Consider the following 26692-nt stretch of genomic DNA (forward strand, 5'->3'; position numbering starts at 1 on the left):
CAGTCACCGCATGGCCGACGCAAGGTTAATGATGGGCAGGTAAAAGCCGATTGCGAACATCATGATGGTCAGGAGCATCATCGAAAATCCGATGACCGATGACATCTGGGCCACCTTCTCCGAGTGCCGAAGGTAGTAGGCCTTTAGAGCATCAGCCATATTGCTCAGCACGTTGTCGCGCCCAGCTGGTGACTGGTTGTCGAAACCCTGGAGGTTCTGAGTAATCAGTGGTGGCCACTCGGGGTTGTCGAAAACATCGGATAGCTCACGGCCTTCGACGAGGCGCGCGTGAGCTTCTTGATAGAGAGAATGTGCACGGCCCCGAGAGCGTTGCATCATGAACTTGAAACTTTGGGGATTGGTAAAGCCACTGCTGAGCAGTAGCTGATAAGTCTGAACAAACTCCAGGCCCATCCGCACCTTGTTCCGCTCATTGAGGAACGAGAAACCTGGCAGGTTCCTCACCATTTCCCATACCCGAGCCCGAAACACATAGATCCCGGCAGCGATTCCAAGCAGGACGTACAGGTACTCGGTGTAGACCGTGTGCAGAAGCAAGATCAGCTGGCTCAGGGAGTTGAGCTGGAGGTCGAGGCGCTGTACATGGATAAAGTCGTGGATAGTTCCCCCTGCCCATAGCGGAATGCCGATGATGAAGCCCAGACCAAAGCATGCGTTGATCATGGCTTTCTTCATAAGAGCAGAGAACTCTTTCTTCGCTGCCAGACGTTCTGCAATTGCTTTAGATGCCCTGTTCAGAGCATCAGGCAATCGCCCTGTCTTGTCCCCCGCTTCAGCCAGGAGGACTGCGGTTTCGTCGAATCGAAGAAGGGACAGGTACTCTTTGGGGGTTTGACAGGCGTCGATTTGAGCAAATGTGATCTTCAGTGCTTTGTAGTTCACTGATTCCTGAACCGCCTTGCCGAAGGTCTTCCCCGAAGAAATTTTCGAAGCAATGGCAGACAACATGAGGACCTGCTCGACAAGGGGAAACTTCTTGTCGAACAAGGCCGATTTGATACCCCCGAGGTGGTCTACAGCAACGCTATGGATGACCGACTCGGGGATGCCGGACATGGCAATGGCCTGCTCTTTGGTTTCTGCCTCAACACCGACGGAAACCACACCACCCGATTCACCTAGATACTTCAGTTGGTAGTAGGCCATGGCCAATCCCTTAGTTGCAGCGGTACGCCACGGTCACTTTGGTGTTACCGGTTGCGGTTGCGGAGTTCTTCACGATGTTGTTGCTCTGGTTCAGAGCGGATGCCAGGTCGGCAGCGGCGCTGGTGTCGGTGCTGTCGATGGTGTAGCTGATGGTCACCTGGTTGCTGGTGACAGCATCAACGGTCCAGGCTGTGTTCCAGACAGTCAGATCGGGCAGACCGCGTTCCTTCAGCTTGGCTGCAGTGATGGTGGTCGTGCTGCAGGTGTTGGTGCGGCTCACCTGCCGGGCGATTGCACCGGGGAAGTCTTTCTGCAACTGAGTGATCGCAGTGCTCAGCTTGGAGTCTTCACGCGCCTTGAGCATGCCCGGCAGGAAGAAGGCAGTCAGGATTGCGATGACCCCCAGCACAATGGCCAGTTCGATCAGGGTAAAACCCTTCTGGCGATTACCTTTGGTACTACGTTCGATCATGGATCGTTCCTTTTGTGTGAGTTTCAAGCTTGCTGTTGTGCAACCAAGACCACGTGCCGACTTGTCAAGCAGCAGTCAGGCTCGACCACTTAGTTGCAGCGGTATGCCACTGTCACCTTGGTGTTGCCCGTCGCTGTTGCGGAGTTCTTCACGATGTTGTTGCTTTGGTTCAATGCTGTTGCGAGGTCCGCAGCAGCATTGGTGTCAGTGCTGTCGATGGTGTAGCTGATGGTCACCTGGTTGCTGGTGACAGCATCAACGGTCCAGGCTGTGTTCCAGACAGTCAGATCGGGCAGACCGCGTTCCTTCAGCTTGGCTGCAGTGATGGTGGTCGTGCTGCAGGTGTTGGTGCGGCTCACCTGCCGGGCGATTGCACCGGGGAAGTCTTTCTGCAACTGAGTGATCGCAGTGCTCAGCTTGGAGTCTTCACGCGCCTTGAGCATGCCCGGCAGGAAGAAAGCAGTCAGGATCGCGATGACCCCCAGCACGATGGCCAGCTCGATCAGGGTGAAGCCCTTCTGGCGCACACGCTTGGTATTACGTTCGATCATTGATCTATTCCTTTCTCTGTGTTTTTCCTGGGATGGACCTGGCGGTTACAGCTGTGGCACCAACGATGAAGTGCTCGCTTCGCGGATGGGGCGAATACCCGCTTTCTCATGTCGATTCTTCGGTGCGCCAACTCGATCCGAGAGGTAGGGCCGTAGCTCTTTTTCGAGCTGCTCGAACCCGATCACACCTTCGAACACTAGGCGCAAACCATCGTCCCAGAGGTCCTTGAAGGTCCCTTCTGCGATTTGGGAGCGTCTCAGCAAACTGGGGGAGATTCCATTCAAAATGGCCTCCTGAATTTCCGGCGTAAGCTCGAGTACCTCGATGACACCGCGCCGCCCTTTCAATCCGCCAGATTGGTGCGATCCGTTGTTACACACCTGACAGCCTTTGGGGTTTGCTCGATAGAGCTTGAGATCGCCGTTGCTGCCAAACACCGGGTTCGAGCCATACAAGGCGAATCGCTTCTCATCAGACCGGAAGAGGTATTCGACTTTGCAGCTTTTGCAGAGGCTGCGGACCAAACGCTGGGCCATGATGGCTTGCGTGTTGGTTGCGATAATGTCTGTCGGAATATCCATCCTGCCGAGGCGATCCAGCGACTCGTGGGCATTGTTTGTGTGCAAGGTGGTCAAGACCAGGTGACCAGTTTGGCCGGCTTTGAAAGCGTACTCGGCGGTTTCGTTGTCGCGGATCTCGCCAAGTAAGATCACGTCGGGGTCTTGTCGTAGCAACGCTCGGAGAGCGGTAGCAAACGACAAGTGCTTACCGCATTCGGTATGCGACATGCCCTCATGCTGGATCTCCACCGGCTCTTCGATGGTGTGGTAGTTCCGGTTCGGGTCCTGGCCATAGATGTCCAGAAGCATCGCATTGAGAGTTGTGGTCTTACCTGAGCCAGTAGGGCCTGTAACGATGATCAAGCCATTGGGGGCCTCACCCAACCGACGGAGCAGCGCCTTGTTTTCGGCTGACATGCCCAGTCTGTCCAGGTTGGCCAAACTCGTGTCGTTGCCCAATAGACGAACCACGACCTTGGGGGTACTCTCCGAGCCCTTGGTGACAGGAAGCGTGCTAACCCGCAGGTTGATTTTCTTATGGGTCGAGACCGCGAAATCAAACTTCCCATCCTGGGCTGCGTTCAGTTCCAGGGTAAGGCCGCAGTTGTTCTCGATGATCACTCGGCAAATGGCCTCGTGAATTTTGGACGTGTAGAGCTTGCGAGTCAGAAGTTCGCCGTCGATTCGCAACCGGACTTGAACCTGATCACCTTGTGTAGGCTGAAGGTGGATATCCGAGGCATTGAGTTTTGCCGCCTCGCGCACCAGGTCTTCAACTCGCTGTGTCGCGCGGGCCTTTAGCTGCTCGCTGTCATGGACCGCGCTATCGTCATCTTCAGTTTCGATCGCCTTGATCGCTTCCAAGCGGGTCAGGCTCACCACACCAACCTTCGGCTGGTGGATGTTGTTGGTCCTGGCGAACCCTGTGGCACGCTCGTGCATCCGTTTGTGGAACGGATTGGCCATGAAGATGGTGTTACCGTAAATGAACCATGGCTCCCCTTCAGGGCCCTGAGTAATCGAGAGCCCTTCCTCCAGCTCGAAGAACACTTCACGGCCGAGCGCCTTGCCGATCGCATGGGCAACTGCTTCGTCGTCCTTGCAGACGCGGAGGATGTCGGGAACAACCTGCTCGATGACTTCGGATACTGGCTGCGTATCTGCTTGCTGTTGCGTGATTTTCCCCGCCTCAACCAGATTCCGCAGGATCTTTCGTTGAATCCCCTGGATGTTATTGCTCATGGTCAGTCGTCCGCATAGCGTTTGGATTTGGTCCAATCGATTACCAGTTCCCGAGTGCCGTCAGGACCTTTGAAAACTGCCTTGTCGAGCCCAAATCGCTGCAGTGTGTAGTCGTTGACCTTTTCGCCATTGCGTACGATTCGGCGCCCTTGGCTGGTCATTACTACGATCGAGTCAGCCCGAACCTCGAGGAGCGCCAGAAAGTGTTTGGCCTTGTCTTCATCGTCGTCGGGGACGTTTTTCTGAGAGGAGCCAGGCTGGACTGGACCGCCTGGAGCAGCCTGTCCATTTGGTCCGCTCATCCCTAACGTAGGCTGGTCGAGCATGAACGGTGCGGCATTGGGGATGACTGGGTTTTGACCGAACGGGAGGTCAGCTTTATCGGGTTTAGTGCCTGCCTTGCGCACCTCTTTACCCAGAGTTGCGATATCTGTTACACCCAGTGGAGAGCCACTTTCGTCCACAATGAAGCCGGCATCCGACATTTTCTTGTAGGAGTCAGCCATTTCAGCCTGAAGTTTCAGCTGATCGCGCTTGTACTCCATGTCTCCAATCTTCCGACTGCGGTCACGATGAGTGTCTGCATCGTCCGCATCTGCAAGAGCATAGATAGGGAGCACAAATTGAGCTGCCATAAGAGTGCCGATGACAAGATTTTTCATAATCAGGTACCCACGACTACAAAGTTAAGTTTCATCACTCCGTTCGCAATGGAGTAATCGTAGAGATATAGGGGAATTTCCTTTTGAAGCGACCGCACACTTGATATCACTACCTGCGGATCGCCTATTACTTGGCCCGGCCAGCCTTTTAGCGGGCCTGAATAAGTATTCCCCATCTCCGAAGAATTGTTCGCGTCGAAGGTTTCGAACTTGAGCCCATCGAGTTCAAATGATGCAGTAGCCTTTTTCCAAGAGGTCACGAGTTTCGGAAGCTTTTCTAGCTCCGTATACCGCTGAACGTCTTGTCTTGAAGTTTCAATTACTGCATCGATCTGATCGAAGTCTCTTGGGAGAGTGCGGCTCTCCCCCATGGTCATGCTGAATCGAACGGCGCCAACTGCCACGGCTGCAATGACAATCAACATCAGATTCGAAAAGCCAAAGGTTGAAATAGACAGTTTTGAGCGCTTGATAATCATTGGTTGTCGCTCCCGCCAATTTCCGAAGGGTCAATTCGAATGACGTAATTCAGGTGGGGAGTGAATTCCGAAACTATGCCTCGGACTTTCTCAGCCGGATCGAATGGCAAGTATTTGCTCGTTACAAATTGGTGCAGCGTCGTGAACCCGACATGAGTTTCACCATCAGGTGAAGTTTCAAGGTTGTTATCGTAAGCAACCAGCTCACTGATCTTGCCGAGCTCAGCAGAGTTGTCCGGCCACTTATCCAGTCGTTCACGCAGTAGCTCGCCAATCTTGGTGTCTAACTCGTCTCTTTGAATTTGCTTGGTTTTATAGACCGCCATATCAGCGTTATACAGCGTGTACATGCCGTAGTTATATACAAGTGTGGCGATCAGCATCAGGCCGCAGATGCTTGCGACCATATACCAGCGTTTGGTTTGATCGTGCCTTTGCTTTTCGAATAGTTCTTGTCGGGTATATGCCGGACTGGTGGGTAACACCAGATCAAGATTATCAAGACTAATGCGAGAAGCATTTGAGAGGTCGTAGTCCATCCACTCAGGGATGAAATTATCTACAAACTCAGAAGAGCTCAGGATGCTCGAAGGCTTATGGACATCCGTACTAGAGTCCAACCGCAGATAAAGCCCGCGGTCAGGACCCATGGGGAAAATAATAACCTCGTTCCCCAGAGGAACGAGGTTGTTGGCGAACAGGAGCTGCCAGAGTCCATACACGTTAATGCCCGGGTACGACTCTCGCATCGACTTTAGTTCATCTTCGTCGATGTAGATCGCTGGCCGGCCGTCTTCGCGTGGCCCCTCAATGATGGTATACACCTCCGACTCGCGGGAGCTGCTGAGCGCCTGCGAGCCGATGGAGTCACGGCAGATGATGACCTCTTCGCCACCAATCTGGATTGGTACGCCAAGAAGCAACTGATTCATTAGAGAGCACCCTCCACCAATGTGGGGGTGACAACCAGGACCAGCTCACGTCTGTCGAGTTGATTGTTGATGTCCTGGGTAAGAGGGTTCAGCACTGCTTTGGTGACCAGATTCTGCCAAGGCAAATGGCGGAGAGCCTGGTTCATCTTTTTGGTGATGAGACCGCCAAGGTGTACTGCGCGACCAGAACTTGTGATCAGTTGTGTGCTGAACTCCTTGAGATTCACACGAGGAGTTTCGAACTGGAAATCACCGATGGCGATCGTGTCGTTGCCACTCAGGTTCGATATCACCGGCCAGATATCAACCAGGAGCTGGTCGTTATCGAGCACCCGCACAGTCACGCTAAGGGTCACGCCGACTTTCAAACGGCCCAATTTCGGGGTAACGGTTACGTTGCCCGACTCATCTTGGGATTGCTCGACGTCAACAATGTAGGTGAGTTCTTCGCCCGCATAGATTTGGGCCGGGACACCATTCCGGACCGTAATGTTGGGCTGGTCGGTGAGCTCAACTCGACCGAAGGTTTCCAGGAATCGGATCAGAACATCGGCTTTGACATGCTCAGATTCGTAGGTTCCTTGGACATTCCAGAAAGGGTCGGTGGTTTCAGTCTTCGTGTTGAAGAAATGAAGTCCCAGCGGGTTACCGTTTACTGTGCTCTTAACAAGCAGATCCCAGTCGATCCCTTTCTGCTTGTCGTTGTTGAGGATGACGTCGTAGGCCTCAACTTGCACGTTCACAATTTTGGTGGCTTCGCCGATCGCTCGCTTGAGGAAGCGGTCGAGGATTTTCATTTTCGAGGGCTTGCCGCCGGCGGTGATAATGCCAACGGAGCGAATCCCCTCGATGTAGGGCTCAATTTCTTCGCTCGAGGTCAGGAGACCGAAATCTGCTGGCGAGGGCGCATCGAAGTTCAAACCGCTCGTCATGCCATTATTGTTGCTGCTGCCGTTGCTGTTTCCACCGACAGCCGCACTCGATGCACCTGCAGAACCCTGCGTGCGACCACGGCTACCTTTATCAGACTCTTTCTCGGCACCGATAATCGTCCGAGCGCCTTCCATCACTTTCAGCCACTCATCTTCAGAGAGTTGCAGACCGATGGTTGTGCCAGTCGAGACGTTGGAGTCTTGTTGGTTGTTGGAATCGTCGTCGCCTGCTTTAGCACCCCGAGTCTGAGTGGATGCGATGACGTTGTTGACGTTCCGAGTCGACGCAAAAGTGGCAAGGTTCCACTCGCGGGTTTCGAAGTCGCTAACGATTACACGCTTTCCTACGATCTCGATGTTCAGGTCTCGGGTCCCTTCGATGTATTCGATGAAATCTGCAAGGGTCATCCCAGCAGCAGCTACATCGATTGGATCGTTAAGGTTGACTTTGCCCTTCGGAATGATCGCGTACCCAGGCAGCGTGTCTTGCAGCACGCTTCGAAGCGGCTTGCTCTGTGCCGTTAGGAAAATCGGCCGGGCTTTCGCAATATCTTCAGTCCTGATCTCGCGTACGAAAGTGTTACCCCGGGCAGCCTGAAGAGCATCTTTCGCTTCGGGTCGCAGGGGGGCATTTTTCGCTTCTTCGGAAATGTCGAAGCTGCTGGTACATCCCAACAGGCCGGTGGCAACCAGCAGAGCCAGGGCAATGGATTTCATCTTCATGGGTGTGGCTGCCTTAGTTCGGGCGGTCGGTGATCAGGATCATGGGAGACGGATTTCCCTGTTCGTCAGTCAGGTCCCAGAAATACTGGTAGCGAACACGGGCGTCCCGGACGGAAGCCGTGAGCTTGCGCAGGGCGATGTCACGGGCGTCAGTGGAAATGAACTCGTAGCGGCGGGTCTCAAGCTCAGGCTTGTTGTAGAAGGCTGTTTTCACACGCCATCCGACCGGCATGATCCCTTCCACAATCTCCTTCAGAGTTGCCCCTTGGTATTCGGCCTCAACCGGTTCGTTGATCACCACGGTCGGGTCTACCCGCTCCAGGGTCACTCGTTTGCGAGCAGCCGTTTCGATCATCTCCGCGTTGTTCTCGGCCAGCATGAGAAGCTGTTTGCTTTCTGTGCGGATCTGTTCGATGTCCGTGAGCTGTGCGACCTGTACCTGATCAGCCTTCGACTGCGCCGCTCGGTTCAGTTCCAGGGCTTTACGAATCTCGGCCTCTTGCGCCAGCAGATCCTGCTTACGCTTTGCAGCAGCCTCGATCGCCGTCTTCTGCGCAGCGATGAGATTGCGTTCTGCTTCGCTACGTGCGGCAGTCAGGGCCTGGCGGTTTCGTTCCAGGTCTTCGAGAGTTTTCCTGTATTGCCGTTCGGTCTCTGTTTCTTCTACCGAGGCAACGGGGTTATCGATCGACAGGTCGATCATTGCCGCAGGTGCTGAAGGCGTTTGCGTAGACCGCTTGTAGTCGATGGGCTGCATCACCTGCTGCGCCCTGCCGGCTTCATAAGTGCGATCGAACGGTGAGAGAGTTTCGCTCCGCGCGAGGTGAGAATCATCAAAGGCGGAAGCGTAGGCGCCCTGGCTCAGGAGGCTGACGCCCAGGATGAGGATCGATTTTTTCACTGCGGAGTCCCATAGAGGCTTCTGTTACCTCAATAGTGGGAAGGCAGTGCTCCAAATCCGGGGTTTGGTTGGAAAATCTTTTTTAAAACCTGCATCGTGATCTTGTGTTCACCACGTTGAGATAGTCATGTCCGCTTCTACACCAAAGGTCAAAGCCTCATCTGGGGTTGTTGCCCTGATCGTCATGATTGCAGTTGTCATCCTGGGCTATGCGGCCTACTTAGAATCCACGCATAAGGCATTGGACTTCCAGGCTGAAGCCCTGTCGCCCCACTTCTACATGTTCAAGCCTCATGCAGTGGTTCAGCTCATCGCATCTGGTGGTTACGTAGGGACGCTGGTTGCAGTCCTGGTAGAAGTGCTGCACTGCATTTTCGCGGCCGCTATGGTCTACACCATTGCCAGGGTTGCAGCTTCCAGGTATTTCCGACCGCGGAACACTTCGACTGAAGCCACTGCGGTGAGCGACGATCCCTTCGAGTACGAATGCTCTATTCCAGGATCGACCATGATGATCCTGCTCAGGAACAACAAGGACCCTCGAACCGGAGAGGAAATTGGAGGGGTAACAGACCTCAACCCCTACAACCAACGCTTCTTCCGATGCAACCGAAAACAGGTAGCTCTGAGCCGGGAGCCGTCGACGCCCATTGAACACCTCGAACTGGCCGTGCATGAGTTACTAGCTGCTCATCCCACAGTCCCAGCCAGTGTCGGCGCTCACCATGCCGATGCCACGTTACGCGAGCATTCCCTCGCCATCGCCAAGGAGGTCTTGTCCTATCTGAAGCGCCAGAATGTGCAGGAACCTCTCGCTTATCTCGCTGGGCTGTCTCATGACTTGGATAAGTTATTGGCATATGCCGAGAAGGCGCCTGGCCAGTGGGTTAAGAACAAGGACGCAACACACCACAACACTTACAGCGCTTACATCGTGCGTCAGATGCCGGAGTTCGCGAAGCTCCAGCCGGAGGATCAGAACGTACTCACCCTTGCGCTGCGCTACTACCACCATCCTGCAATGCTTCCGGTTTCTTCTGGCCCGCGCGTTGAGAAGTTGGTCCAAGCGCTGAGACACGCTGACGGTTTCGTGATCCGTGCAGAGAAGCAAGATGGTATTCGCGCAGCCAAGGAAAGCTCCCAGACTGAGGAACTGATCAGGGAGGCCATCCTGAAATTTGTCGGCGAAGCCAACATCAACAAGTTCCGGGCGACTGGAGAAGCAGAGGGTTGGACGAAGGACGCCATGGAGTTCGTCATCATTCCGATGTCACGAATCCTTGAGTCGATCGGCTCACATTTGCCGCTGGAGTTGAGCCGTCAGCTTCAGATGGGAGTTGATACCCGTACCTTCACCCACCCTGCTATTCCGGTGATGCTGGAGACCCTCGAGGGTATGGGGCTTTTGCTCCATAGCTACAATCATCATGACAGCCCATCGGGCCTGTTTGATGTGAAGATTGGGGTGATCAACTTCAATGCTTGCGTATTGCTAGACAAGGAAACCCTGCAAGAGCTCCTACCCGGGGTTGTCGACCGTTGGGGTATGGCGAACTACAAAATTCAAGTTCGTCGCCCCACTCGAGATGGTGGCGCAGAAGAGGAATCGGGCGGTGATTGACCGCCCGATTTAGCATGCGAAACTCAAATCACTTGATGCTGCTCATTCGGTCCCGAGAATGCGAAGGGCAGCCTCAGTGCGAATAGTCCTCTCCGCTCTGTCTTCATGGCCGAGGTTGTTCCAGCAGGCATACGCCTCCGGATAATGCGCCTGCCGTTCCGAGAGTCGGCACATAGTGACCTTGTACTCGTCTCCCGAAAGGTATTCTTTTGCGAACTGAGCCAGCGTCTGGTCCCTCCCGGTTTCCCAGAGGAGAGAAATCACAGTGTCGATTGCGATTTTCCTGCTCTCTCCGTTGAGCCCCCAGAACTGGATTTTCAGATCGCCCTTGTCCGTTCTATAGACGTACTTGGAGAGGAGCTGCTCTGCCTCTTGGTACTGCCCTCGTTGAACAGCCTGCTGAGCCCCGAGTATAAGGCTGCGGTCCTGAATGTCCGCCGCGGTGACCGGGAGTATGGTTTTGCCACCAGTGCACCCAGTCAGGGTTAGGCAAAGAAGCAGAGCATATTTCTTCATCCCTACTACTCCTTAAAGTGGGTTACTAGAGTGAAGGCGTCCCCTGCGCTGAAGAGTACGTTCTGCCGGTTCTGCAGTTGCTTCAGAAGCGAAGGCTTGACCCCGAACATCCGACTTACTTCACCGTAAGTCGTCTCGGGGGTCTTGAGAAGGAAGTAGGTTGAGACGTTTTTCAGGAGGTCCGGAGTGACCTGGTCTGGCTGCTGAACCCCAGCCCAAACACCCACACCGTAACCGCGTCCCTCGGTCGCAATTCGGTTCACTGGACTCAGAGGCGAGGACGAAATTTGTTTGACGTGCTTCCCTTCGTCCGCGATCAGGATGTGGCTTGGGTACTCGGGATTGAAGAGACCAGATCTTCGAGTATCCATCACTCCCATTGCAAAGACACGACTTGCCACAATACGCATGATGATCTGCTGGTGTTCAGACGAGATATCGGTCAGGACGTATCGGTTGATTTTGCCCGCCTGTGATTTTGAAGGGTTACCAGTGAATAGACGGGATTTCACCATGCCCTGGATGATGCTGCGCAAGCCAAAAAGGGAATCCTTGGACCAGAACTCCCAGAACGTTCCGTTGCCAGTGGACTTGTTCTGCAGCGCCTGGAAATCCAGATGCTTTTTGGCGTAGCCATGCAGGACTCCTTCCAAGTCATCAAGGATCTCGTTGACCTTGTCCTCGATCTCTAATGGATCTTTGCCATCCGCCTTCATTTTGACGATGGCCTTCTCTGCCTTCGACTTGGCCTGGCCATAGGCTTTCATGATGTCGGATACCGACCCCGAATCCATGCTGGCCGAGATGGAGTTGAACACGAGATCGATCTCATCAAGGACCTGATCTAAGGTCGGGGAAGGTCTGATCCAGGACTCAATGTCGTCCTGGGAAATTCCGGCTTTGCGGTAAACCTCGTTCAGAATCTCTTCGAGGTAGTCCAATTGCCGCTTGCCGGTATTCGGTGCAAAAACCTTCACCAACTGCTTCATACCTTCGACTGTCATCAGTACCCCACCCCCCTCTTTCGTCCTCGGGACTTGGAGTGGGTTGAGGGAGCTGCCGCCCTCGAAGTAGTTGAACGTGATGTCGTTGAAGTCTTCCGGCCGAACCAGGTGGCTGAGACCAGCCTTTTCGAAACTCTCGTAGGAGAAGTCGCCTTTGATGTCCAGGACGTGGAATGTCATGCCACGGCTGTAGACACGCGCAAGTAGATTTTGAATCGTATGGGATTTGCCTGCGCCGCTTGCCCCTTCGAAGAGGACGTTAAAGTTGCTGGACTTTGCCAGCACCCAGTCCACGGTTTGGCCGCGGCTGTCGCTCCCGATCCTGATGGGATCATAGTGAGTGAGTCCGGCAATGGCCTGACTCAGCGCTGTAGGTTGGGATGGTGCAGCTTGATACATTTGATTCCCTCGAGGAATTTCAGGTCCGAGGCGATGCCCTCAGGCAGGGCAGAGTCTTGGGAAAGCCGGTGATATGGAAACTTGCATGAGGAGCACTCGAGCTCTTCTTCCTGAAGCTTCACGGAATTGCCAGTGGTGTCGGCGATAACAGCGATGGCCTCATCTCCACCACACTCGCACTCGACGGCAAGCCCTCCTTTACTGAGCTTTACGGGACGATCGTCGAACGTACCCTTTACCTTTGCGGCAGGCGTAGCGTTCGGTGCCAGAGTGAATAGCCACTCCTGCCAGTCTTCGTCATGCAACTTCCCGATCTCTTCGCCCTTCTGCTTGACGTCTATTGCGTGCAGGATGTGTGCGAGCTCGTGAGGGATTGCTTCGTCCACCATCGTCTGCATGTCCTGCTGCAGATACAGGGGCTGAATCCGGAGTACAGCTATGCCGTGCGCCTCCCCACTGATCATCATCACATCCAGAGCGGATGAAGTTGGGTCAGTCATTGAGGGGTCGAAACGAAGGTCCAGCCAGATCCTTTCAGCTGGGAAGTCGACGTTGGTCAGCAGCCGGTTAATTTCCTTCGCAGCGAAGAGCTCGCGTGGGTATTCGGCGTTGTGCTGTTTGATGCGGGCGAAAATGGGGATTTGGGCATTCATACCCCAATAGTGGGAGTTGAGTGCCCTATTCCGCCTCTAGGTCCGAGTTAGGAGTTTTTGAACATGTCAGCGATGCGGTTCCACTCCGTAAATTCCCCGGCGTTCCCGTCCTTGATTAACCGGTCCATCTGAGCGATAGGAGCAGAGTCCTGGATGAATTCGATGACATCTCTCGAGCCTTTCCAGCGTTGCATCCCAACGGCGTAGATTGCCTTTCTGCAACGCTCCAGCCTCACTGGATCTGGTTCATCCTCAGCCACACCACGATCATCGTCTTGCGTTCGCTGGGGGGCGGCTACGTTGTCCGATTTCGCATGCGAAACTGGGAAGGGAATGCTTGTCAGGTCGGTAGAGCTTGTATGCGCTTTCAGCAGCTCGAGGATCGCCACATCAGTGAATGTTGGATAGATCAGCTTGGCGTAACCAAGGCAGTAAAATTGCAGATGGATCACATCGTCATCCGATAGCCCAACCTGGATGGTCAGCGTACCTACTGCTTCCGAGTCGAACTCTGTTGCAGTAAGCATCCGGGCGAACTGGCCGTCCTGAAGAGTGAAGCCCTGGAGTCGTTTTGGAGATGCGCTCGCACGAACTATTTCGTATTCCAACCGCGGCTGCTGGTCAGAGAGCCAACGGTATAACTCACGTACCGCGCCGAGCCCAAGGTTGAGACTGAGCTTGTCCGGGTCGTCATTTAGTAGGTACCTGCCCTTCGCTTTATGGGAGAACGTGAGACGGAGTGCTGTGTGCACACTAATCGCCTCGCCGGCGGCATTCACGTCGTTTCGGATGTAGATCGCAGCGTTGAGAGCGTTATTGCTAAACACCTGGTGAGCAGCCAGGTACTTCCCCTTGGCCGGCATCTTCGGGTTGGCGGGTGTATACACCCAGCCAGAATCTGACGGCCGCCCTTTAAGATACTGTGTGTGCTCGGCCTTGAAGTCGATCAGCATGAAGCCCCCCTTTTCATGAAACGCCGGCGGTGGAACGCGATGAGGAACAGCGCACCAGCAATCCAGACCGAATGGGCGACTCCGCAAAGCATGTAGAACAGTTCTCGAACCAAATGATGGACCCGGGTGGCGCCCGCGCTATCAATCACGATTCGTGCCTCTCCCTTGTCCAGGTAATAGAGCACAGCTGCGACGCCATCATCCGAGAGGTCGTTGAACACACCGAAACCATGTCCTTGCGGGAATGGCTTGGGGTGAGCCCTGAAAAAGGAATCAACCCCCTTCAATTGCTCCCTAAGTTCGGGTTTGAAGGCCCCATCCTCGAATGCGGTGCCCCGCCAGCAGGTCACTTTTGCTTGCTCACATTTGGGGGCGAAAGACTCTGCAGAGGCTTCAACCAGGTTGTAGTTCGTCCAAGCGAGATCCTTTGCCCAGAGAGGAAGAACACGGTTCACGAGGACGAGGTGGAAAACGGCAGTGGTGAGACAAACACTGATCAGAGCTACCAAGATCAGGGTACGGTCCATTGTTCTCCACCGAGAGCGGGAAACCCTGATCGCCAGGCCGAAGATACCCAATGCCGCGACTCCTGCGGTGATGAACTGAGGATTTGTACCTTCATTCAGCAGTAGGTCGGCCAGGTCGAAAGTCAATTCCAGTTTTACGAATGTCCAGGCGAGCAAAAGCGCTCCGCAAGTGCCGGCGGCACGCAGAGTTGGTCGGATGGATAGGAAGGCTGCGAGGAATGAAACGAAGTAGATTAGGGTGTGATCGAGGTCAGCAAGATCGAGCATGGTAGGGCTTCCAAATGGGATGCCCTAGAGGTTACCGGCAAGGACTTGGCCTTCCAGTGAAAACGGGGGGCTGAGCGCCAGGGGGCTGATTCTCAGCCCCCTTCAGCGTGACCAGGTCCACGCGCGCCCTTGGCCGCTCCGATCTGCCGCGGAAATTACCGCAACAGCCGAACGCAGGCATCGAAGTCCCACAGCGAAGTGAGTACGTCGACTTTCTGGACGCCGCCCATAAAAGCTTTGAAGAAGGAATCATCGGCAAAGAGAACCAGCACGTGGTTCCCCGGATTCGCCATCTCGTCCGCAGGACTGAAAGCGTAATAACCCATGCCAGGAAACAGCCCCTGCAGCTTCCGGTTCCAGCGCTCGATGTGATCGCGAACGAGTTCAAGCGGCATTGAGTCTGGAAACATCAACTTGGGCGCTGTGTGGCGGGCTATGTTGCCTTCCACCCCTTTGGGGAAATGGCTCTCGAGTGTGAGCCCAGAATTCCCGAAGGATTTCAGCAGGTCGTAGGCTCTGTTCGATACACCGTTCATGATTCACCTCTCGATTTCGGTAAAGGGCGGACGCCACCTCCAAACGCCCTCGTCGAGGATGCTTGGAGGTGACGTCCGCCCTCCCCTAAGGGAGAGGCGGTGTCACTTCAGGCTTAGAACATCCGCAGCACTGCGGTAACCAATCCTTCGACGGTTACTCCCACGGACCAGCCGATACCAGCCATGAACAGATACCAGCCGAGAGCGCGAGCGCTACGACTGGATGCGTCATGGTCGGTGTACATATGGAAGAATTCGCGGTCACCGAGGTTGGCTTCGCCAACAATCAGTTCCGCTTCCTCTTCCTTCTTGGAGATCCCCAGGGCCAACTTAGCGTCGTAATCGATCGCCATGGCATCCCGGGGCAAAGGACGACCTTCGTTTGCTCCCATTGCCCACAGAACCACAAAGTGGCCGTTTGCAGGGTTGAAGATCTTCACCAGCTTTTTACGGCTGACGATCCCTGTTTTCTTGTTCTCCGATTTGATGTGCTGCCAGCCCAACCGAACAATCGACTGGCCTGCATCCTCCCGAGGGAGGCTGAAGACTTTGCCGAATGTCACGCCGTTTACAGGTGGTCGCGCGGCGAAGTGCTCCTGGACCGGCCTCGGGTCAAAGACCTTCACCAGTTTCCAGACAGCACCAGCCAGTTTCAGAACAACCACATCGGCAACAGCAGTCAGCTTTGCTTTCAGAACATGAGTCATGATGTTTCTCCTCTGGGAGCCGGAGCCCAGTTCGCACACTCGAGGGTGGCTGAATGAATTTTCAGGCCCCGCCGGCGCAGGGGTCTGTTCGCAGTGAGTTACTCGTCGCAATCAAAGTCGTCGTTTTCCATCTCTCGCATGAGCGAGTCGGAAACCGGTTTCTCTTCTTTTGCTTTCCGTGCCGCTGCACGCTTCTCCCGCATCTGGTCCCGTTTGGTCAACCTGCGGATCGTTTCCCCCGTTCGGGAGTTATCGATGAAGTCGTGCTGCGTCATGACCTGCAGGAAGGCCTGCAGGCATGCATACGGATCTTCATCCTCCTCCATCATGCGCAGCCGGATGGCGAGCACATGGACGGAGTTGATGATGAGCCAGCAGCAGGGGTCAGTGAACACCGGTTCAAGAGCATCCCTCGCGGAGGTCAGCACGAACTGGCGATTGAGTTCCCAGATCATCGAGCCTCGTTTTCCGAAAACTCGACTCCCCTTGAACGGCTTGCCTACTCGGCGGTACTGGTATCCGAGCTCGTCGGTTTGCCACTTGCCATCTTTGATGACCGGTGCCATTCCGAGAGCCTTCTCCAGGCGCTCGATCGTGGAATTGTCTGAACGGGTATCCGACGTCGAGAGTGCATCCGACAAATCATCATCCTCATCCAACTCTTTCACGCCAGGCAAATAACCGGAGGAGGACCAGAGGGCCTTCCTGTCGATTACCAGCCTAGTTGGGGCCTTTCGAACTGCTTTGGGTTTCTCAACTGCGGTTGATTGATTGATGGCTACTCCAAACAAATCCACCGGTGCATCCGCCTCCGAGGAGGGTTGAATGGGGTTGGATAGGATGGGTTCACCAAAGAGATCGACTTGCATAGTGCGCTCCATAGGGCGCACCACTCCCCTGACGGGGTGTGGTGGCCCGTCAGGGGTGGGAGGGAGGTATTGCTTAGAGGAACAGCGCGAAGTTCTGCGACAGAGCCGGTTTCGGCTCCTCATGCACAACAGGCGTGGACTCAACCGCGTCCGGGACCGTGGTTTCGTCCTCTTCGTCAGTAGCTTGTGCCACAACAACCGGAGTTGCGGTGGTTTGAGCTACAGCTGCTGCAGGTGCAGCAGCGCCAGCCTGTACAGTGCTCGCAACCGAAGTTGCAGGCATGGACGCCGCGGCCGCCGAAGCGGTCGAAGCAGGCTGGTTCAAAGTTGCTTGCTGGGCTTGCCCAAGATTGGCTTGAGCAGTCGCAGGAGCTTGCTGAGTGATGTTGCTCACAGCAGCAGTGGTTGCTACCTGGATCAGGGGTTGGCCATTCTTCAAGCGGTCCCAAACGATGGTCTGGTCACGCAGAGACTTCAGGCATTCCCGCAGATTTTGGAATTCACCACCAGTAAGGAAACCGTTAGCCGGCACCTTGTCCATTTCGCTTTTCAGGGCGTCATGGAGGGGACGGATAAGCGGGTGAATGAAAGCCAGGGAATTCAGCTTCACACACATCGCTTGAGCACGACGGACAGTTCGGGGGTTAACCTTCACTTCGCCCGATTGGCTCCCGGTTGTCTTCTTGTCGAGGGTTTCCAGGATCTCCATGGACTCTTTGCAGACGTGTTGAATGACTGCTCCGAGGACACCCTCCCGCAAAGCAACAACGCTGTCGCGTTGTGCTTCATACAGGTCCGCATCGAACTCGCCATCCTCCATTGTTACCGGAGTGACGACAAACTCGAATTTGAACCGTGCGGCTACCTCTTCCCAAGTTGGTTGGCGCTTACGAAGGTGTTCGGCCAGCAGCATTACCTGGGCAGAGTCGGCACCTTTCGCAATTGCCTTCTGGCTCATCTCCAGCAGGTGCTTGTCGCACATTGCCTGATAGCCAGGTTCATCTTTAGCGAGTTGCTGAGCCCACTCCTCCTTGATCTTGTTCAGCTCGCGGATCTTGATGACCGCTTCGCTGCGGCTCATCACCGCCCCAATGGAGCACATGATGGAGCCGTCTTGCTTCAGGAGGGTTTCGCCGTTTTCACGAAGCCGGGCGTAGTTACGGAGAAAGTCTTTCGGGAAGATCTTCTCAGTCACCAGCTTCCGGATCTCATCGTGCAACTCTTCAACCTTGATATTCAGCACGTCGAGGTCGATCTGACGATCGGCCGCCATCGCGGAAACCAGCAGGTTGATTACTACTACTTTGTTGTCATTTGCAGCGCTGATTACTTGAGTCATCGGTATTTCCTCGCACCCGCCGCGCACGGGGCATTGAGATGAACACCCGGGCGCGGAGCCGGGTGGTTTGAGATCAATGACCTCGAACAAACACCCGGCAGTGAGCCGGATGTTTGGTCCAGCTCACTGAGCAAGGAAGGCCCCCGTGGGGGCCACTGTTACAGCAGACGTAGAATCGTGCCCTCTCCCAGCGGAGTGCGTTGGGAATAGCCGTACTCTGTTTTGTCCAGCACATAGCTGTAGGTTGCACGCATCCAGCTGAAGCTCAAGACGAGGGTGTTGCCCTCATCCCGGACCCGAAGATCGCGCGCGAATGTTCCTACCTCCTCGATGTAGCCCTGGAGTTCGGCTTGGGTAAGACGAACTCCTGTGGACTCGCGACGAAAGTGCAAAACGCTGTCTACTGACCGTCCGTAGACTTGAGTTTGAGTTGCCATTGAATTGCCCTCCCCCGTCGCGCACGGGGTGATCATTGAGAACACCCGGGCGCGAGCCGGATGGTTTTCCAGCTCGTTGGAGAGAGGGAGGCCGCCCCGAAGGGCGGCATCAGTGGTTACATCAGCAGCTGCTTGGCTTGCTCCAGAAGAGCTGGACCAACGTCATCTGCGGTTGCAGCAACGGCGTACGGGATACCCGCCTCTTCCAGCCAGTCCTTTCGGACCTCATTGCCGATGAGGAGGTACACCACCTTGATTCCAGCGTCGACCGCTAACGCAGTCTGTTCTGTAGCCAGGGTCGCACACGACGGAGCACCATCCGTGAGGACAAACATCAGCTTCCTCTGTGCCGGATGGCTTGCCAGGCGTTGGGCTGCTTGGAAAACCGCCTCACCAATCGGGGTGTGATTCCCGCCGGTGATGCTGTCCAGACCGCCAATGCGGTCAACCGCGTTTTGATGGGAGTCCCCGAAGGTCCTCACCACCGTGTTGAGATGGCCAGTTTTTGGAGCAAAGCCCAAGAACTCGCGTGGAGTGTCGATCCTGTGGAACACCTTCTCCATGATCAGCAGGCTCTGCTGGATGGATTTGGCAACTGTCTGCACCTCGTACTCTTTTTCATTGATAGCTTCCCCAGCAGCAATGGCCTTGGCTTTCGCCTTCGCCAACGTCGCGAGAACGCTAGGATCAACCCAGCTTGTCGAGCTGGAAAGATCTGCAAGAACAGAGACCGCTGCGGTAGGGAGTACCGTTTCCTCTTTACGTTCGAAGATACGGCTGTCTCCCATACCTGCACGGTAGAGGTGAGATTGTCCGAGCGAACCGCGGCGCGTCGAGTAGACGTCCGCTTCTTCTCGGTTTAACAGGTAGGCCTGCAGTTTCGTGGCCAGTACATTGACCTTGCGGTCTAGCGCATCAGCCAGTTCACGTGCATGTTCCTTGTCAGCAGGGCAAACAAGCATCCCTTCGACCAGGTCCTTGACCGTTCCAGCCCCCAGTGAGGGTTGGTTCTCCACATCGCTCGGTTCAACTTCGAAAGCTGGAACCGGAGCAGCATCCTGATAGTCCGGGTTGGTACCGTTCTGGATGCTAGTCGCGAGTTGCTGAATCACTTTGTCCATATCCAGGACTTCGGAATCGTCACCACCATTGCTGCTGAGCATTTGCTCGATCAACTCGGCGAGGTCGACCCCGTTTTGCCCTTGGCTGTCGCCTTGGGCATTCTCGGATTGGTTATTGGCATCAGCGTCATCCTCGCCCGGCGCACCTTGGCCATCAGCCTTGGAGTCGGACTCGTCTTCAGCTTTACCGTCATCGCTACCCTGACCACCGGTGTCACCGTTGGTAGGTTCTTGATCATCTTTCTGGCCCTGGCCTTGGCCGTTGTCAGAGGTCTGATCGTCTTCCTGATTACTCTCATCATCCCCTTGCGAGGATTGCTGATCGTCCTGGTCATCCCCTTCGTCACCTTCCGAATTGTCGTCTTCAGGCTCCTCTTGGGGCTGCTCATCCTGCTGGTCACGCTGCTGCTTCAGCATTTCGATCAGCCGAAGGGTGAGATCGCCGGCGTCTTGAGTGGAACGAACGCTCGGGTACTCAGCCAGAAGGATGGTTTCCAGGTTTTCGCGCACCTGGTCGGCATGCTCACCGAAGTGGGCATCGAAGTTTTTCCGAACAGCCGCTAGAGGCTGCTGGTACTCACTCCACCGACGGCTGCGAAGGAAGCACAAGGTGTAGCTTGCAAATGCTTCTTGGGGGCTTTGGCTTCCGTCCCGGAACATGCCGCGATCGAACATGATCGCTGCTCCCTGACGGAAGAAACGCTCAGAACGTCGAGAAGACCGAGTTTGAGCGTATTCCATATACACGTCGTCGACAGCGTTCAGCAGCAGGCCCGCGAAGGCACCATGCTCCATGCTGAACTCCTGAAAAAACGGCACATCGCTGTGCATGATGTGGCCGACTTCGTGGTAACCCCAACGCTTGAACAGGATCAAGTCTTCCTCTGTCAAATTCGCCGGCAGAGACGGCAGGTACGCGACCTTACCGTCGGTGCACGGTCTGACATTCGGACGAATCACGAACTTGATCTTGGAGTTTCTTGCCAGAACACGAAGGAAGGAAATCCAACCGTCCTGGAACTGTTTCGCGGTACGTTGCAGCTTACTCATGATCAGACTCCCTTCCGGATTGCGTAGGCTTTCTGGGCGTGCTCATTGGCCTTCTCTCGCAGCACACGAAGTGCTTGAGTGGGGACCTTAAAGCGGGTGTAGATCACTTGGTCTGCAACGTACGTGGCCCGTTTCAGGTACATCCGAGCGGCAACCCGGTGGTACTTGAGCAGGACTTTGTCTTTTGCTGCTTTGATTGCTTTCTGAATCAGGTTCATGGGTATTTCCTCGCACCCGCCGCGCACGGGGCATCGAGATGAACACCCGGGCGCGGAGCCGGGTGGTTTGAGATCAATGACCTCGAACAACAACCCGGCTGTGAGCCGGATTGTTGGTCCAGCTCACTGAGCGGAGTGACTGCCCCCGAAGGGGCAGTCCGCATGGATCAGCAGGTTTCCCCGCGGATCAATTTTGCTTCCAAGTCATGACGCAGGACTTGGTGGCGATGGCTTAAAAACTGATCTTTGGCCCGCACTTGGTAGGCGGGGTTTTGGATCTCGTTTGCACGGCCTTGAACCTTTTGGGCGAGGCGCGCCGCCTTACGGCGGTAATGCGCACTCATCAAACGGTGGTAGGCATGCAGCACAACGCCAATCCAGAACTTATCCAGAGCAGCATCCAGTTTCGCGATTGCGATTTTCATGGTCTTACCTCTCACCCGCCGCGCACGGGCAATGTAGAAAAAAGCCCGGGCGCGGTGCCGGGCTCGTTAGAACAAACCCGGCATGAGCCGGATTTGTCCAGCTCACAAGGAGGGAGGCCCATGGGGCCTAGTTATAGGAACAGGGACATACCGATGTTGGTGGGCACCGAAACCTTGGTCCTGGAGCCACCTAGTAGACTGGCATCTTCAAGCACCTTCAGAAGGCCAGGGAACGTCTTGTACCAGTCCATTTCTTGAACGGACTGGCGTTGGAACGGTCGCTGGAAATCGAGGGTGTAGTCAGAGTCACTCGTTACCGAGAACTCGGCTCCGGCTTTGTTGAGCTCGGCAAGAAAAGCCCGTGCACAGACATCCAAAACCGACTCTTGGGTTCTAAATCGCCATAACCCCTTCCCGCTTGGCAGCAGGTTGGTGCTGTCGATAAAGCCCCTTTCCTCGAAAATTTCTCGCCCCTTCGGGGACATGGTTTCCCAGTCCCGTACCGAGGCGATGCCTTTACGAATCGAAGCCCCGTTCAAAGCGACTTCAAACTCATTGCCTACCATCCTGAAAGCTAGGGGATGACCCGCATCGATGAGCACCCGAACTACATTCTCTAAGTGGGCAAGCCCCTCATTGAACTGCTCTGCAGTGCAGCTTTTGACACGGACATAGATTCCCCGGCTTAGGAGGTCAAACTCAGCGACTATCGACTGGGCTGCATCGAGTTCCACGGGGGAATGATCGATTGGCTGCGACGAATAGCCGTTGCTTCGAGCGTCGGCAACCTGGGCACAAACATGCTCCCAGGCTTCCTCCGCTGTTCCGCAGAGCAACTCCTTCTTACCGGAAACACCTCGCATGACTGAACCTTCCCACACTGTCACGAGGAACGTATTCACGTCCCCACGTACAGCGATGAAACGTCCCGAATCGTTCGTCAGGTAGAACATCACCTACCTCCTTACGCTATCTGAGCCGCATTGCTAACCGCAGCTTTCGTCAGCGCATCCAGCTGGTCCGCCACCGAGGTGGTGTACTCTTCCGGAAGTACGAGGTCGCGATCGAAGGTTTCATCGAAGAGTTCGCGGGCCAGAGCCTGGTCCGCTTCTTCGAGGTTGCCGTAGATAGCGTCGACGAAGGATTCATCCAGATCATCATACAGAGCCATTTTGGTAACCCAGCGTTTGAGCTCACGGAAGGAGATGTTGTCGAACGCCTCCTCCTGCGAAAACGCAACACGGAACCGGAACGCGAACTCAACCATCAGTTGGATGTTGAGATCATCCACTCCAGTGTTCAGACCATGCAGAGCAGCCATCTCTTTCTCAGCCGACATGAAGTTGGCCTTGAAGGAGGTGAAGCGGCTACGTACTGCAGCGTTCTGTCCCTTCGTGCCGGCATACCGGGGATCACGCGAGGACTTACCACCAGTGTTATCGGTTGCGAACAGCCGGAACGACGGGTGACGAACGATGTTCATCCCACCTTCGAGGCCGAGGAGTTCCCTCGGGTCCAGTTCAGGGTCAATCCCGTGGTGTTTCAGCGTCACGACCTCATCACCTTGGAGGATGTCGTTCAGACTGAGAAGCACGCCGGGATTCAGGCTGCAGATTTCGTCGATGGTGCAGCTCAGCCCATGGCGATAGGCATAACTCAGCACACCATCAACACTTTTCACACCGTCCTTCCCAAGGGTACGGAACCCTACCAGGTAACCTTCATCAACACCGGGGCCGGCATTGATTGCGATTGACGGACGGTTAAGACGGCCATTGATCTGGTTGATGAGGGAGGACTTACCGGTCCCCTTCTCGCCTACCAGCATGATGGAGTCTTTCGTCGCCATGCTCAGGAGAACCCGGCGAACCAGGCTCTCATTGAACACGTAATTGCTGTCGACACTCGGCGAAAGCGGATGACGCTCTGCCGGTACCGGGATCGGTTTCTCAAAACCCTTCAGAGGGGTAGAGAAGCCGAACAGCTCGTGGACCATTACCGGCTCGAACTTCTGGCTGGTGACAGCTTGGATGTGAGCGGCTTTGATCTCTTCGACGGTGATGTTCTTCTTGGCTACGTTGTTCATTTGTATTTCCTCGCACCCGCCGCGCACGGGGCATTGAGATGTACACCCGGGCGCGGAGCCGGGTGTTGTGAGATCGGTGACCTCGAGCAAACACCCAGCACTGAGCTGGATGTTTGGTCCAGCTCACAGAGCAAGGAGAGCCCCTAAGGGGCCCGTTATTAGACGGCTACGCGGTCGTACATGGGGATCGCATCCGAGTCGTAAAACCCGAACATGATCATCCCAGCGCACAGTCGCTCTTCTGCGAGTCCGATTCTCCGAGCCAGCTCGGGAACCGAGAGATGCAGATCGATTTGCAGGTTGTTCAGCACGGCCCAGAAGGAGCGTGCTGGCAATACCTGGACCTCAATGACCGGCAGGATGCCAACCATCACGATCTCTTCGATTTGCTCTGACTGAGGAACGTCGTAGACGGCTCCATGAACGAACCCCTTCTTCCACTCGTCGTAGGAGATGGTGTCGGGAGTTTCAGGGTTGTCAGATAAGGTCCGGCCTCGTAGCGCAGCCTGACGGCCTTGCTCCCAGCTGGTTGCCCCGAAATAGACTTCCTGGATGATCCCGAACAGTTCGTTGTCGCTGTATTGGCGTTGTTGCATTGCTAAAAGCTCCTACCCGCTGCAGACGGGAGAATTGAAGAGTTCACTCCCGCCTGCAGGTCGGGAGGGTCCGACCTGGCTTAGCCTGGTTGGTCGTCGTAGAGGCGTGCGATGTCGTCCCAGTTGCCTGGTTCTTTCGCTACCAACCAGCCCATTGCCCATGCCCTGCCCTCTTGGGACATGGATGGGTACGGATTGGATTGGTTGGAGTTGCCCGAACGATATGCTTCTTTGCCTTGTTGAAACGCCTTCATTGAATGCTCCTTCCCGAAATCCGGGTGATGGCCACCCGAAACCCGATCACCGGGCCGGTTTTCCGATGTGCTTCATTTCCGCATGACAGGCCGCGAGGGCCAGATCCAGGGCAAACCTCGTAGCGAGGAAAGCCATCCCCAGTGGGGTGTGGAGAAGAATCGGTTTGAGCAATTTTCGAATTATGTTCGTTGTCCGCAGCACGTAATCGGCAATGATCACCGACCAATACATCATCGGAACAATTGCTTTTGGTGCTGGTATATCTCCCCCGCAGCCAACATACAGGGCGAACCCGACTGATAGCTTTAGGTTAGAAACGAACTTGGATTTTTTGGTTTTCATGGTATTCACCTTCTAGTTTAGTTAGTTCATGGTTTTTCTCCTGTCCTAACCCCAGAGGTGATCATCCCTAAGGGGAATTTCACCCCCAGGGTATGTCCATGGAATTTATGGCGTGCTGCTTCGTGTACCAGCTACGTCGCCACCGGCACGCCGGCGCTCAACGTAGTCACAACCCCAGTAAATTGCGAATGCAAGAAACAGGATTCCGAGAGTCACACTGAAAGACATGGTCGCATCCTCGCGATGAGTAATAAGAGATTCTTTCGATCCTCTACTCACCTAGGGGCTACGTGCACGCTTCTTTGCCCGACGCGATTTACGTTTTACCGTGCGCGTCGGCTTCATTTTAGGACGCTTCTTCCGTCCCTGAGCCGTTGAGTTCAACGTAATGAGTGCAGTCATCAATATGGAAACCACAAAGACTATGCGAAGTTCATTAGTAGACCATCCTACGAACAGGGAGGAGGCAGAAGCACCCATGATGGACGCGATGATCACGACCATCAGGTTTTTTATGTAGCTCATGTTGCCTCCAAAGTTACGCCGTCGCGTGTTATGTGAAACACGACCAGGGCGTCCCGCCGGAAGTGTTGAACTTCCGGCCCGAAAGGGCTGGAAATTAGCCCTCCGGTTGGAGGAATAGCGGTGGCATATCGTCAGTATCCAGAGAGAAGTCGAGCATGCCCTGCTTACGCAGTTCAACTCGGTCCTTAACTCTGGCTTCTAACTTGGCTTTGATTTCATCTCGAAGCTCATTGTGTTTCCACTTGGGCATCGAGCGGGACCACGAACCGAGGTAATGCGCACCGTGGAAGTCGCTCCGAATCCTCGGAGACAGCAACCTGTGCGTTAGTACCTGCTTATTCGAGCCCCATACCACATTGATGCCTTCCTCCCCGTCGGAGCTCATGATGAGTTCAGAGGAGTTGGCAATAAGCTGTAAACGCTCGTGGTACGACACCCTCCCAAACTCTTCAGCTAGTAAGGCGCCTTCGGCCAAGTAATTCCGCATCAGGAAATCACCAATCTTACGACTGGCGAGATCCTCAGCTTCCTTGTCACGGCGAATTCGTACAGCACGTTGAGCGTAGCGCTCCATTCGATAAGACTCACGCATGTAGCCTCCTCGAGGGCGCACCAGCCCCGTAGGGCTGTTTTGCCCCACAGGGTTGTTTAAATTCAGATTAGGTCTGCAAGTGTCAGACCTGCTTTAACGCTGTATCCCGACAAGCAACCTTCGAGGCATAGCCCCGCCATGTCACACCGTTTGGAGTGACTATCGCAGGGTGAGTCGTAGGCCATATGAGGGGCACGGAAAAACTCACCTGCGCGAAGCCGTTTGGCAACTACGCGGGCATATTCCACTGCTTCCTCAATGTCGGCCGCCGTCCGTTTTACCCAGTGGACTGGATGCCAGATGGCGTTCACAACTGATTTGGAGTCCGGTTTCGTGATGTTGGGCTTCTGCCCTGAGGCATAACCACAAAGCTTTGGCTCTCTGATTCCCAACTGCTGGCATGCTAATTTCACTGCCAGCCAGTAGTAGGTCAGCTGATACCCGTATCGGGAAAACAACTCACCCTCAGGCTGTGCAGCGGTTTTCCAGTCCAAGATCACGACGTCGCCAACATCAGCCAACATCTCCCCTTTCGGGTTGAATATTGGTTTTGTGCATTCACCGACAAAGTCGATTACTAGCGTGATGAAGGTACGCTCAGCGATTTTCAACTTGAACTGTCCTTCAATAATCAGTGGCTTGAGGCCAAGATTACGGAAGTAAGACGGAAAGCCTGCAGCTAATTGTTTACCAAGAACCTCTGCTGTTTCCCGAGACTTAGACTTGGCCATGCTTATCAACTTTCCGTCGGATAAACCTTCGAACTTGTTAATAAACTGAGTGGCCATTTCCTCCTCTGGAATGTATCCCTTGACGAACCCTTCGATCACCCAATGCAAGGCTGAGCCGAACAGTAGGTTGAGCGGGGTTGCCTCGGGTTTTACACGAGCTCGGTAGTACCCCAGCAGCCGAGTGCAAACCATGGATTTCATGATCTGCGTTGGAGACAGCGTTATGTCTACTTCATCCGGGAGTGGATTGAAGATGTAATGCGGATTCACGAACGAAGTCATGCGATCACCTTTTCTAGGC

Annotated in this window: 30 protein-coding genes; 1 reads left to right on the forward strand and 29 read right to left on the reverse strand. The window is 54.9% G+C overall.

All coding sequences use genetic code 11. The annotated features are described in order from the left end of the window. Positions 1–3 precede the first annotated feature (3 nt). The 9 genes from VQ067_RS30970 to VQ067_RS31010 all read right to left on the reverse strand — a co-directional run bounded on the left by VQ067_RS30970 (position 4) and on the right by VQ067_RS31010 (position 8622). Complete coding sequence (locus VQ067_RS30970; protein ID WP_010792561.1) at positions 4–1167, reverse strand: type II secretion system F family protein; 1164 nt, start codon at positions 1165–1167, stop codon at positions 4–6. A 10-nt stretch (positions 1168–1177) separates the two neighbouring features. Beyond that, positions 1178–1639: a type II secretion system protein gene (locus tag VQ067_RS30975; protein ID WP_019439016.1), complete on the reverse strand. Its 462-nt coding sequence runs from the start codon at positions 1637–1639 to the stop codon at positions 1178–1180. An 89-nt stretch (positions 1640–1728) separates the two neighbouring features. Next, entirely contained in the window at positions 1729–2190 is a 462-nt protein-coding gene (locus VQ067_RS30980; RefSeq protein WP_019439017.1) for a type II secretion system protein, read from the reverse strand. Positions 2191–2235: 45 nt separating this feature from the next. Beyond that, on the reverse strand, positions 2236–3993 hold the full coding sequence (locus tag VQ067_RS30985) for a GspE/PulE family protein (RefSeq protein ID WP_010792564.1): 1758 nt from the start codon (positions 3991–3993) through the stop codon (positions 2236–2238). A gap of 2 nt (positions 3994–3995) precedes the next feature. After that, positions 3996–4655 carry a hypothetical protein gene (locus VQ067_RS30990; RefSeq protein ID WP_019439018.1) on the reverse strand — a complete coding sequence of 220 codons (660 nt, stop codon included), beginning with the start codon at positions 4653–4655 and terminating at the stop codon, positions 3996–3998. A gap of 2 nt (positions 4656–4657) precedes the next feature. After that, on the reverse strand, positions 4658–5134 hold the full coding sequence (locus VQ067_RS30995; RefSeq protein ID WP_010792566.1) for a hypothetical protein: 477 nt from the start codon (positions 5132–5134) through the stop codon (positions 4658–4660). After that, a complete protein-coding gene (locus VQ067_RS31000) occupies positions 5131–6066 on the reverse strand; it encodes a hypothetical protein (protein WP_010792567.1) in 936 nt (311 codons plus the stop codon). The genes VQ067_RS30995 and VQ067_RS31000 overlap by 4 nt, the downstream gene beginning before the upstream one ends. Continuing rightward, complete coding sequence (locus VQ067_RS31005; protein WP_010792568.1) at positions 6066–7721, reverse strand: type II secretion system protein GspD; 1656 nt, start codon at positions 7719–7721, stop codon at positions 6066–6068. The genes VQ067_RS31000 and VQ067_RS31005 overlap by 1 nt, the downstream gene beginning before the upstream one ends. A 13-nt stretch (positions 7722–7734) precedes the next feature. Continuing rightward, positions 7735–8622: a hypothetical protein gene (locus VQ067_RS31010; RefSeq protein WP_021018427.1), complete on the reverse strand. Its 888-nt coding sequence runs from the start codon at positions 8620–8622 to the stop codon at positions 7735–7737. A 127-nt stretch (positions 8623–8749) separates the two neighbouring features. On the opposite strand from VQ067_RS31010, the gene VQ067_RS31015 reads away from it, so the two are divergent. Further along, a complete protein-coding gene (locus VQ067_RS31015; protein WP_019439020.1) occupies positions 8750–10243 on the forward strand; it encodes an HD domain-containing protein in 1494 nt (497 codons plus the stop codon). A 42-nt stretch (positions 10244–10285) separates the two neighbouring features. Here the strand turns inward: VQ067_RS31015 and VQ067_RS31020 are convergent, their stop codons facing one another. The 20 genes from VQ067_RS31020 to VQ067_RS31115 form a co-directional block, all read right to left on the reverse strand. Continuing rightward, complete coding sequence (locus VQ067_RS31020) at positions 10286–10759, reverse strand: hypothetical protein (protein WP_010792571.1); 474 nt, start codon at positions 10757–10759, stop codon at positions 10286–10288. A gap of 5 nt (positions 10760–10764) precedes the next feature. Continuing rightward, a complete protein-coding gene (locus tag VQ067_RS31025; RefSeq protein WP_010792572.1) occupies positions 10765–12162 on the reverse strand; it encodes a helicase HerA domain-containing protein in 1398 nt (465 codons plus the stop codon). Continuing rightward, positions 12126–12815 carry a hypothetical protein gene (locus tag VQ067_RS31030; RefSeq protein WP_010792573.1) on the reverse strand — a complete coding sequence of 230 codons (690 nt, stop codon included), beginning with the start codon at positions 12813–12815 and terminating at the stop codon, positions 12126–12128. The genes VQ067_RS31025 and VQ067_RS31030 overlap by 37 nt, the downstream gene beginning before the upstream one ends. A gap of 47 nt (positions 12816–12862) precedes the next feature. Continuing rightward, positions 12863–13768: a hypothetical protein gene (locus tag VQ067_RS31035; RefSeq protein WP_010792574.1), complete on the reverse strand. Its 906-nt coding sequence runs from the start codon at positions 13766–13768 to the stop codon at positions 12863–12865. Then, positions 13762–14562 (reverse strand): hypothetical protein, encoded by an 801-nt coding sequence (locus VQ067_RS31040; RefSeq protein ID WP_010792575.1) that lies wholly within the window; start codon positions 14560–14562, stop codon positions 13762–13764. Before VQ067_RS31040 ends, VQ067_RS31035 begins: the two co-directional genes overlap by 7 nt. A 155-nt stretch (positions 14563–14717) precedes the next feature. Further along, the gene (locus tag VQ067_RS31045) at positions 14718–15098 is read right to left on the reverse strand and encodes a hypothetical protein (RefSeq protein ID WP_010792576.1); all 381 of its coding nucleotides are present in this window, start codon (positions 15096–15098) and stop codon (positions 14718–14720) included. Positions 15099–15211: 113 nt separating this feature from the next. Beyond that, complete coding sequence (locus tag VQ067_RS31050) at positions 15212–15805, reverse strand: hypothetical protein (protein WP_010792577.1); 594 nt, start codon at positions 15803–15805, stop codon at positions 15212–15214. Positions 15806–15903: 98 nt separating this feature from the next. Continuing rightward, complete coding sequence (locus VQ067_RS31055) at positions 15904–16674, reverse strand: hypothetical protein (protein ID WP_010792578.1); 771 nt, start codon at positions 16672–16674, stop codon at positions 15904–15906. A 73-nt stretch (positions 16675–16747) separates the two neighbouring features. Beyond that, on the reverse strand, positions 16748–18013 hold the full coding sequence (locus VQ067_RS31060; protein ID WP_010792579.1) for a DUF3150 domain-containing protein: 1266 nt from the start codon (positions 18011–18013) through the stop codon (positions 16748–16750). A 158-nt stretch (positions 18014–18171) separates the two neighbouring features. Further along, entirely contained in the window at positions 18172–18450 is a 279-nt protein-coding gene (locus VQ067_RS31065; RefSeq protein WP_010792580.1) for a hypothetical protein, read from the reverse strand. 116 nt (positions 18451–18566) lie between these two features. Continuing rightward, positions 18567–20621: a hypothetical protein gene (locus VQ067_RS31070; RefSeq protein ID WP_010792581.1), complete on the reverse strand. Its 2055-nt coding sequence runs from the start codon at positions 20619–20621 to the stop codon at positions 18567–18569. Positions 20622–20623: 2 nt separating this feature from the next. Further along, entirely contained in the window at positions 20624–20839 is a 216-nt protein-coding gene (locus VQ067_RS31075; protein WP_010792582.1) for a hypothetical protein, read from the reverse strand. 167 nt (positions 20840–21006) lie between these two features. Continuing rightward, on the reverse strand, positions 21007–21264 hold the full coding sequence (locus VQ067_RS31080; protein WP_010792583.1) for a hypothetical protein: 258 nt from the start codon (positions 21262–21264) through the stop codon (positions 21007–21009). A gap of 131 nt (positions 21265–21395) precedes the next feature. Beyond that, positions 21396–22217 (reverse strand): hypothetical protein, encoded by an 822-nt coding sequence (locus VQ067_RS31085; RefSeq protein WP_010792584.1) that lies wholly within the window; start codon positions 22215–22217, stop codon positions 21396–21398. An 11-nt stretch (positions 22218–22228) separates the two neighbouring features. Then, positions 22229–23350: an AAA family ATPase gene (locus VQ067_RS31090; RefSeq protein ID WP_010792585.1), complete on the reverse strand. Its 1122-nt coding sequence runs from the start codon at positions 23348–23350 to the stop codon at positions 22229–22231. Positions 23351–23508: 158 nt separating this feature from the next. Then, positions 23509–23946 carry a hypothetical protein gene (locus VQ067_RS31095; protein ID WP_010792586.1) on the reverse strand — a complete coding sequence of 146 codons (438 nt, stop codon included), beginning with the start codon at positions 23944–23946 and terminating at the stop codon, positions 23509–23511. Between the two features lie 80 nt (positions 23947–24026). Continuing rightward, a complete protein-coding gene (locus VQ067_RS31100; protein WP_010792587.1) occupies positions 24027–24200 on the reverse strand; it encodes a ribosome modulation factor in 174 nt (57 codons plus the stop codon). Positions 24201–24246: 46 nt separating this feature from the next. Beyond that, positions 24247–24543 (reverse strand): hypothetical protein, encoded by a 297-nt coding sequence (locus VQ067_RS31105; protein ID WP_010792588.1) that lies wholly within the window; start codon positions 24541–24543, stop codon positions 24247–24249. Between the two features lie 619 nt (positions 24544–25162). After that, positions 25163–25660, reverse strand: a complete 498-nt coding sequence (locus tag VQ067_RS31110; RefSeq protein WP_010792590.1) for a hypothetical protein — start codon at positions 25658–25660, stop codon at positions 25163–25165. A gap of 62 nt (positions 25661–25722) precedes the next feature. Next, entirely contained in the window at positions 25723–26673 is a 951-nt protein-coding gene (locus VQ067_RS31115) for a PD-(D/E)XK nuclease family protein (protein ID WP_010792591.1), read from the reverse strand. Positions 26674–26692: the final 19 nt, after the last annotated feature.

The organism is Pseudomonas sp. KBN12P06040 (assembly GCF_037574965.1).
GTDB lineage: Bacteria > Pseudomonadota > Gammaproteobacteria > Pseudomonadales > Pseudomonadaceae > Pseudomonas > Pseudomonas aeruginosa.

What these genes read in the sequence shown, in the direction of transcription:
- VQ067_RS31030 (WP_010792573.1), bottom strand. Translation starts at nt 12,815, where the DNA reads ATGAATGCCCAAATCCCCATTTTCGCCCGCATCAAACAGCACAACGCC.
- VQ067_RS31055 (WP_010792578.1), bottom strand. Translation starts at nt 16,674, where the DNA reads ATGCAAGTCGATCTCTTTGGTGAACCCATCCTATCCAACCCCATTCAA.
- VQ067_RS31020 (WP_010792571.1), bottom strand. Translation starts at nt 10,759, where the DNA reads ATGAAGAAATATGCTCTGCTTCTTTGCCTAACCCTGACTGGGTGCACT.
- VQ067_RS30970 (WP_010792561.1), bottom strand. Translation starts at nt 1,167, where the DNA reads ATGGCCTACTACCAACTGAAGTATCTAGGTGAATCGGGTGGTGTGGTT.
- VQ067_RS31110 (WP_010792590.1), bottom strand. Translation starts at nt 25,660, where the DNA reads ATGCGTGAGTCTTATCGAATGGAGCGCTACGCTCAACGTGCTGTACGA.
- VQ067_RS30975 (WP_019439016.1), bottom strand. Translation starts at nt 1,639, where the DNA reads ATGATCGAACGTAGTACCAAAGGTAATCGCCAGAAGGGTTTTACCCTG.
- VQ067_RS31065 (WP_010792580.1), bottom strand. Translation starts at nt 18,450, where the DNA reads ATGGCAACTCAAACTCAAGTCTACGGACGGTCAGTAGACAGCGTTTTG.
- VQ067_RS31040 (WP_010792575.1), bottom strand. Translation starts at nt 14,562, where the DNA reads ATGCTCGATCTTGCTGACCTCGATCACACCCTAATCTACTTCGTTTCA.
- VQ067_RS31105 (WP_010792588.1), bottom strand. Translation starts at nt 24,543, where the DNA reads ATGAAAACCAAAAAATCCAAGTTCGTTTCTAACCTAAAGCTATCAGTC.
- VQ067_RS30980 (WP_019439017.1), bottom strand. Translation starts at nt 2,190, where the DNA reads ATGATCGAACGTAATACCAAGCGTGTGCGCCAGAAGGGCTTCACCCTG.
- VQ067_RS31005 (WP_010792568.1), bottom strand. Translation starts at nt 7,721, where the DNA reads ATGAAGATGAAATCCATTGCCCTGGCTCTGCTGGTTGCCACCGGCCTG.
- VQ067_RS31090 (WP_010792585.1), bottom strand. Translation starts at nt 23,350, where the DNA reads ATGAACAACGTAGCCAAGAAGAACATCACCGTCGAAGAGATCAAAGCC.
- VQ067_RS31050 (WP_010792577.1), bottom strand. Translation starts at nt 15,805, where the DNA reads ATGACTCATGTTCTGAAAGCAAAGCTGACTGCTGTTGCCGATGTGGTT.
- VQ067_RS31075 (WP_010792582.1), bottom strand. Translation starts at nt 20,839, where the DNA reads ATGAACCTGATTCAGAAAGCAATCAAAGCAGCAAAAGACAAAGTCCTG.
- VQ067_RS31100 (WP_010792587.1), bottom strand. Translation starts at nt 24,200, where the DNA reads ATGAAGGCGTTTCAACAAGGCAAAGAAGCATATCGTTCGGGCAACTCC.
- VQ067_RS31060 (WP_010792579.1), bottom strand. Translation starts at nt 18,013, where the DNA reads ATGACTCAAGTAATCAGCGCTGCAAATGACAACAAAGTAGTAGTAATC.
- VQ067_RS31015 (WP_019439020.1), top strand. Translation starts at nt 8,750, where the DNA reads ATGTCCGCTTCTACACCAAAGGTCAAAGCCTCATCTGGGGTTGTTGCC.
- VQ067_RS31085 (WP_010792584.1), bottom strand. Translation starts at nt 22,217, where the DNA reads ATGTTCTACCTGACGAACGATTCGGGACGTTTCATCGCTGTACGTGGG.
- VQ067_RS30985 (WP_010792564.1), bottom strand. Translation starts at nt 3,993, where the DNA reads ATGAGCAATAACATCCAGGGGATTCAACGAAAGATCCTGCGGAATCTG.
- VQ067_RS31045 (WP_010792576.1), bottom strand. Translation starts at nt 15,098, where the DNA reads ATGAACGGTGTATCGAACAGAGCCTACGACCTGCTGAAATCCTTCGGG.
- VQ067_RS30995 (WP_010792566.1), bottom strand. Translation starts at nt 5,134, where the DNA reads ATGATTATCAAGCGCTCAAAACTGTCTATTTCAACCTTTGGCTTTTCG.
- VQ067_RS31115 (WP_010792591.1), bottom strand. Translation starts at nt 26,673, where the DNA reads ATGACTTCGTTCGTGAATCCGCATTACATCTTCAATCCACTCCCGGAT.
- VQ067_RS31070 (WP_010792581.1), bottom strand. Translation starts at nt 20,621, where the DNA reads ATGAGTAAGCTGCAACGTACCGCGAAACAGTTCCAGGACGGTTGGATT.
- VQ067_RS31095 (WP_010792586.1), bottom strand. Translation starts at nt 23,946, where the DNA reads ATGCAACAACGCCAATACAGCGACAACGAACTGTTCGGGATCATCCAG.
- VQ067_RS30990 (WP_019439018.1), bottom strand. Translation starts at nt 4,655, where the DNA reads ATGAAAAATCTTGTCATCGGCACTCTTATGGCAGCTCAATTTGTGCTC.
- VQ067_RS31080 (WP_010792583.1), bottom strand. Translation starts at nt 21,264, where the DNA reads ATGAAAATCGCAATCGCGAAACTGGATGCTGCTCTGGATAAGTTCTGG.
- VQ067_RS31035 (WP_010792574.1), bottom strand. Translation starts at nt 13,768, where the DNA reads ATGCTGATCGACTTCAAGGCCGAGCACACACAGTATCTTAAAGGGCGG.
- VQ067_RS31000 (WP_010792567.1), bottom strand. Translation starts at nt 6,066, where the DNA reads ATGAATCAGTTGCTTCTTGGCGTACCAATCCAGATTGGTGGCGAAGAG.
- VQ067_RS31025 (WP_010792572.1), bottom strand. Translation starts at nt 12,162, where the DNA reads ATGTATCAAGCTGCACCATCCCAACCTACAGCGCTGAGTCAGGCCATT.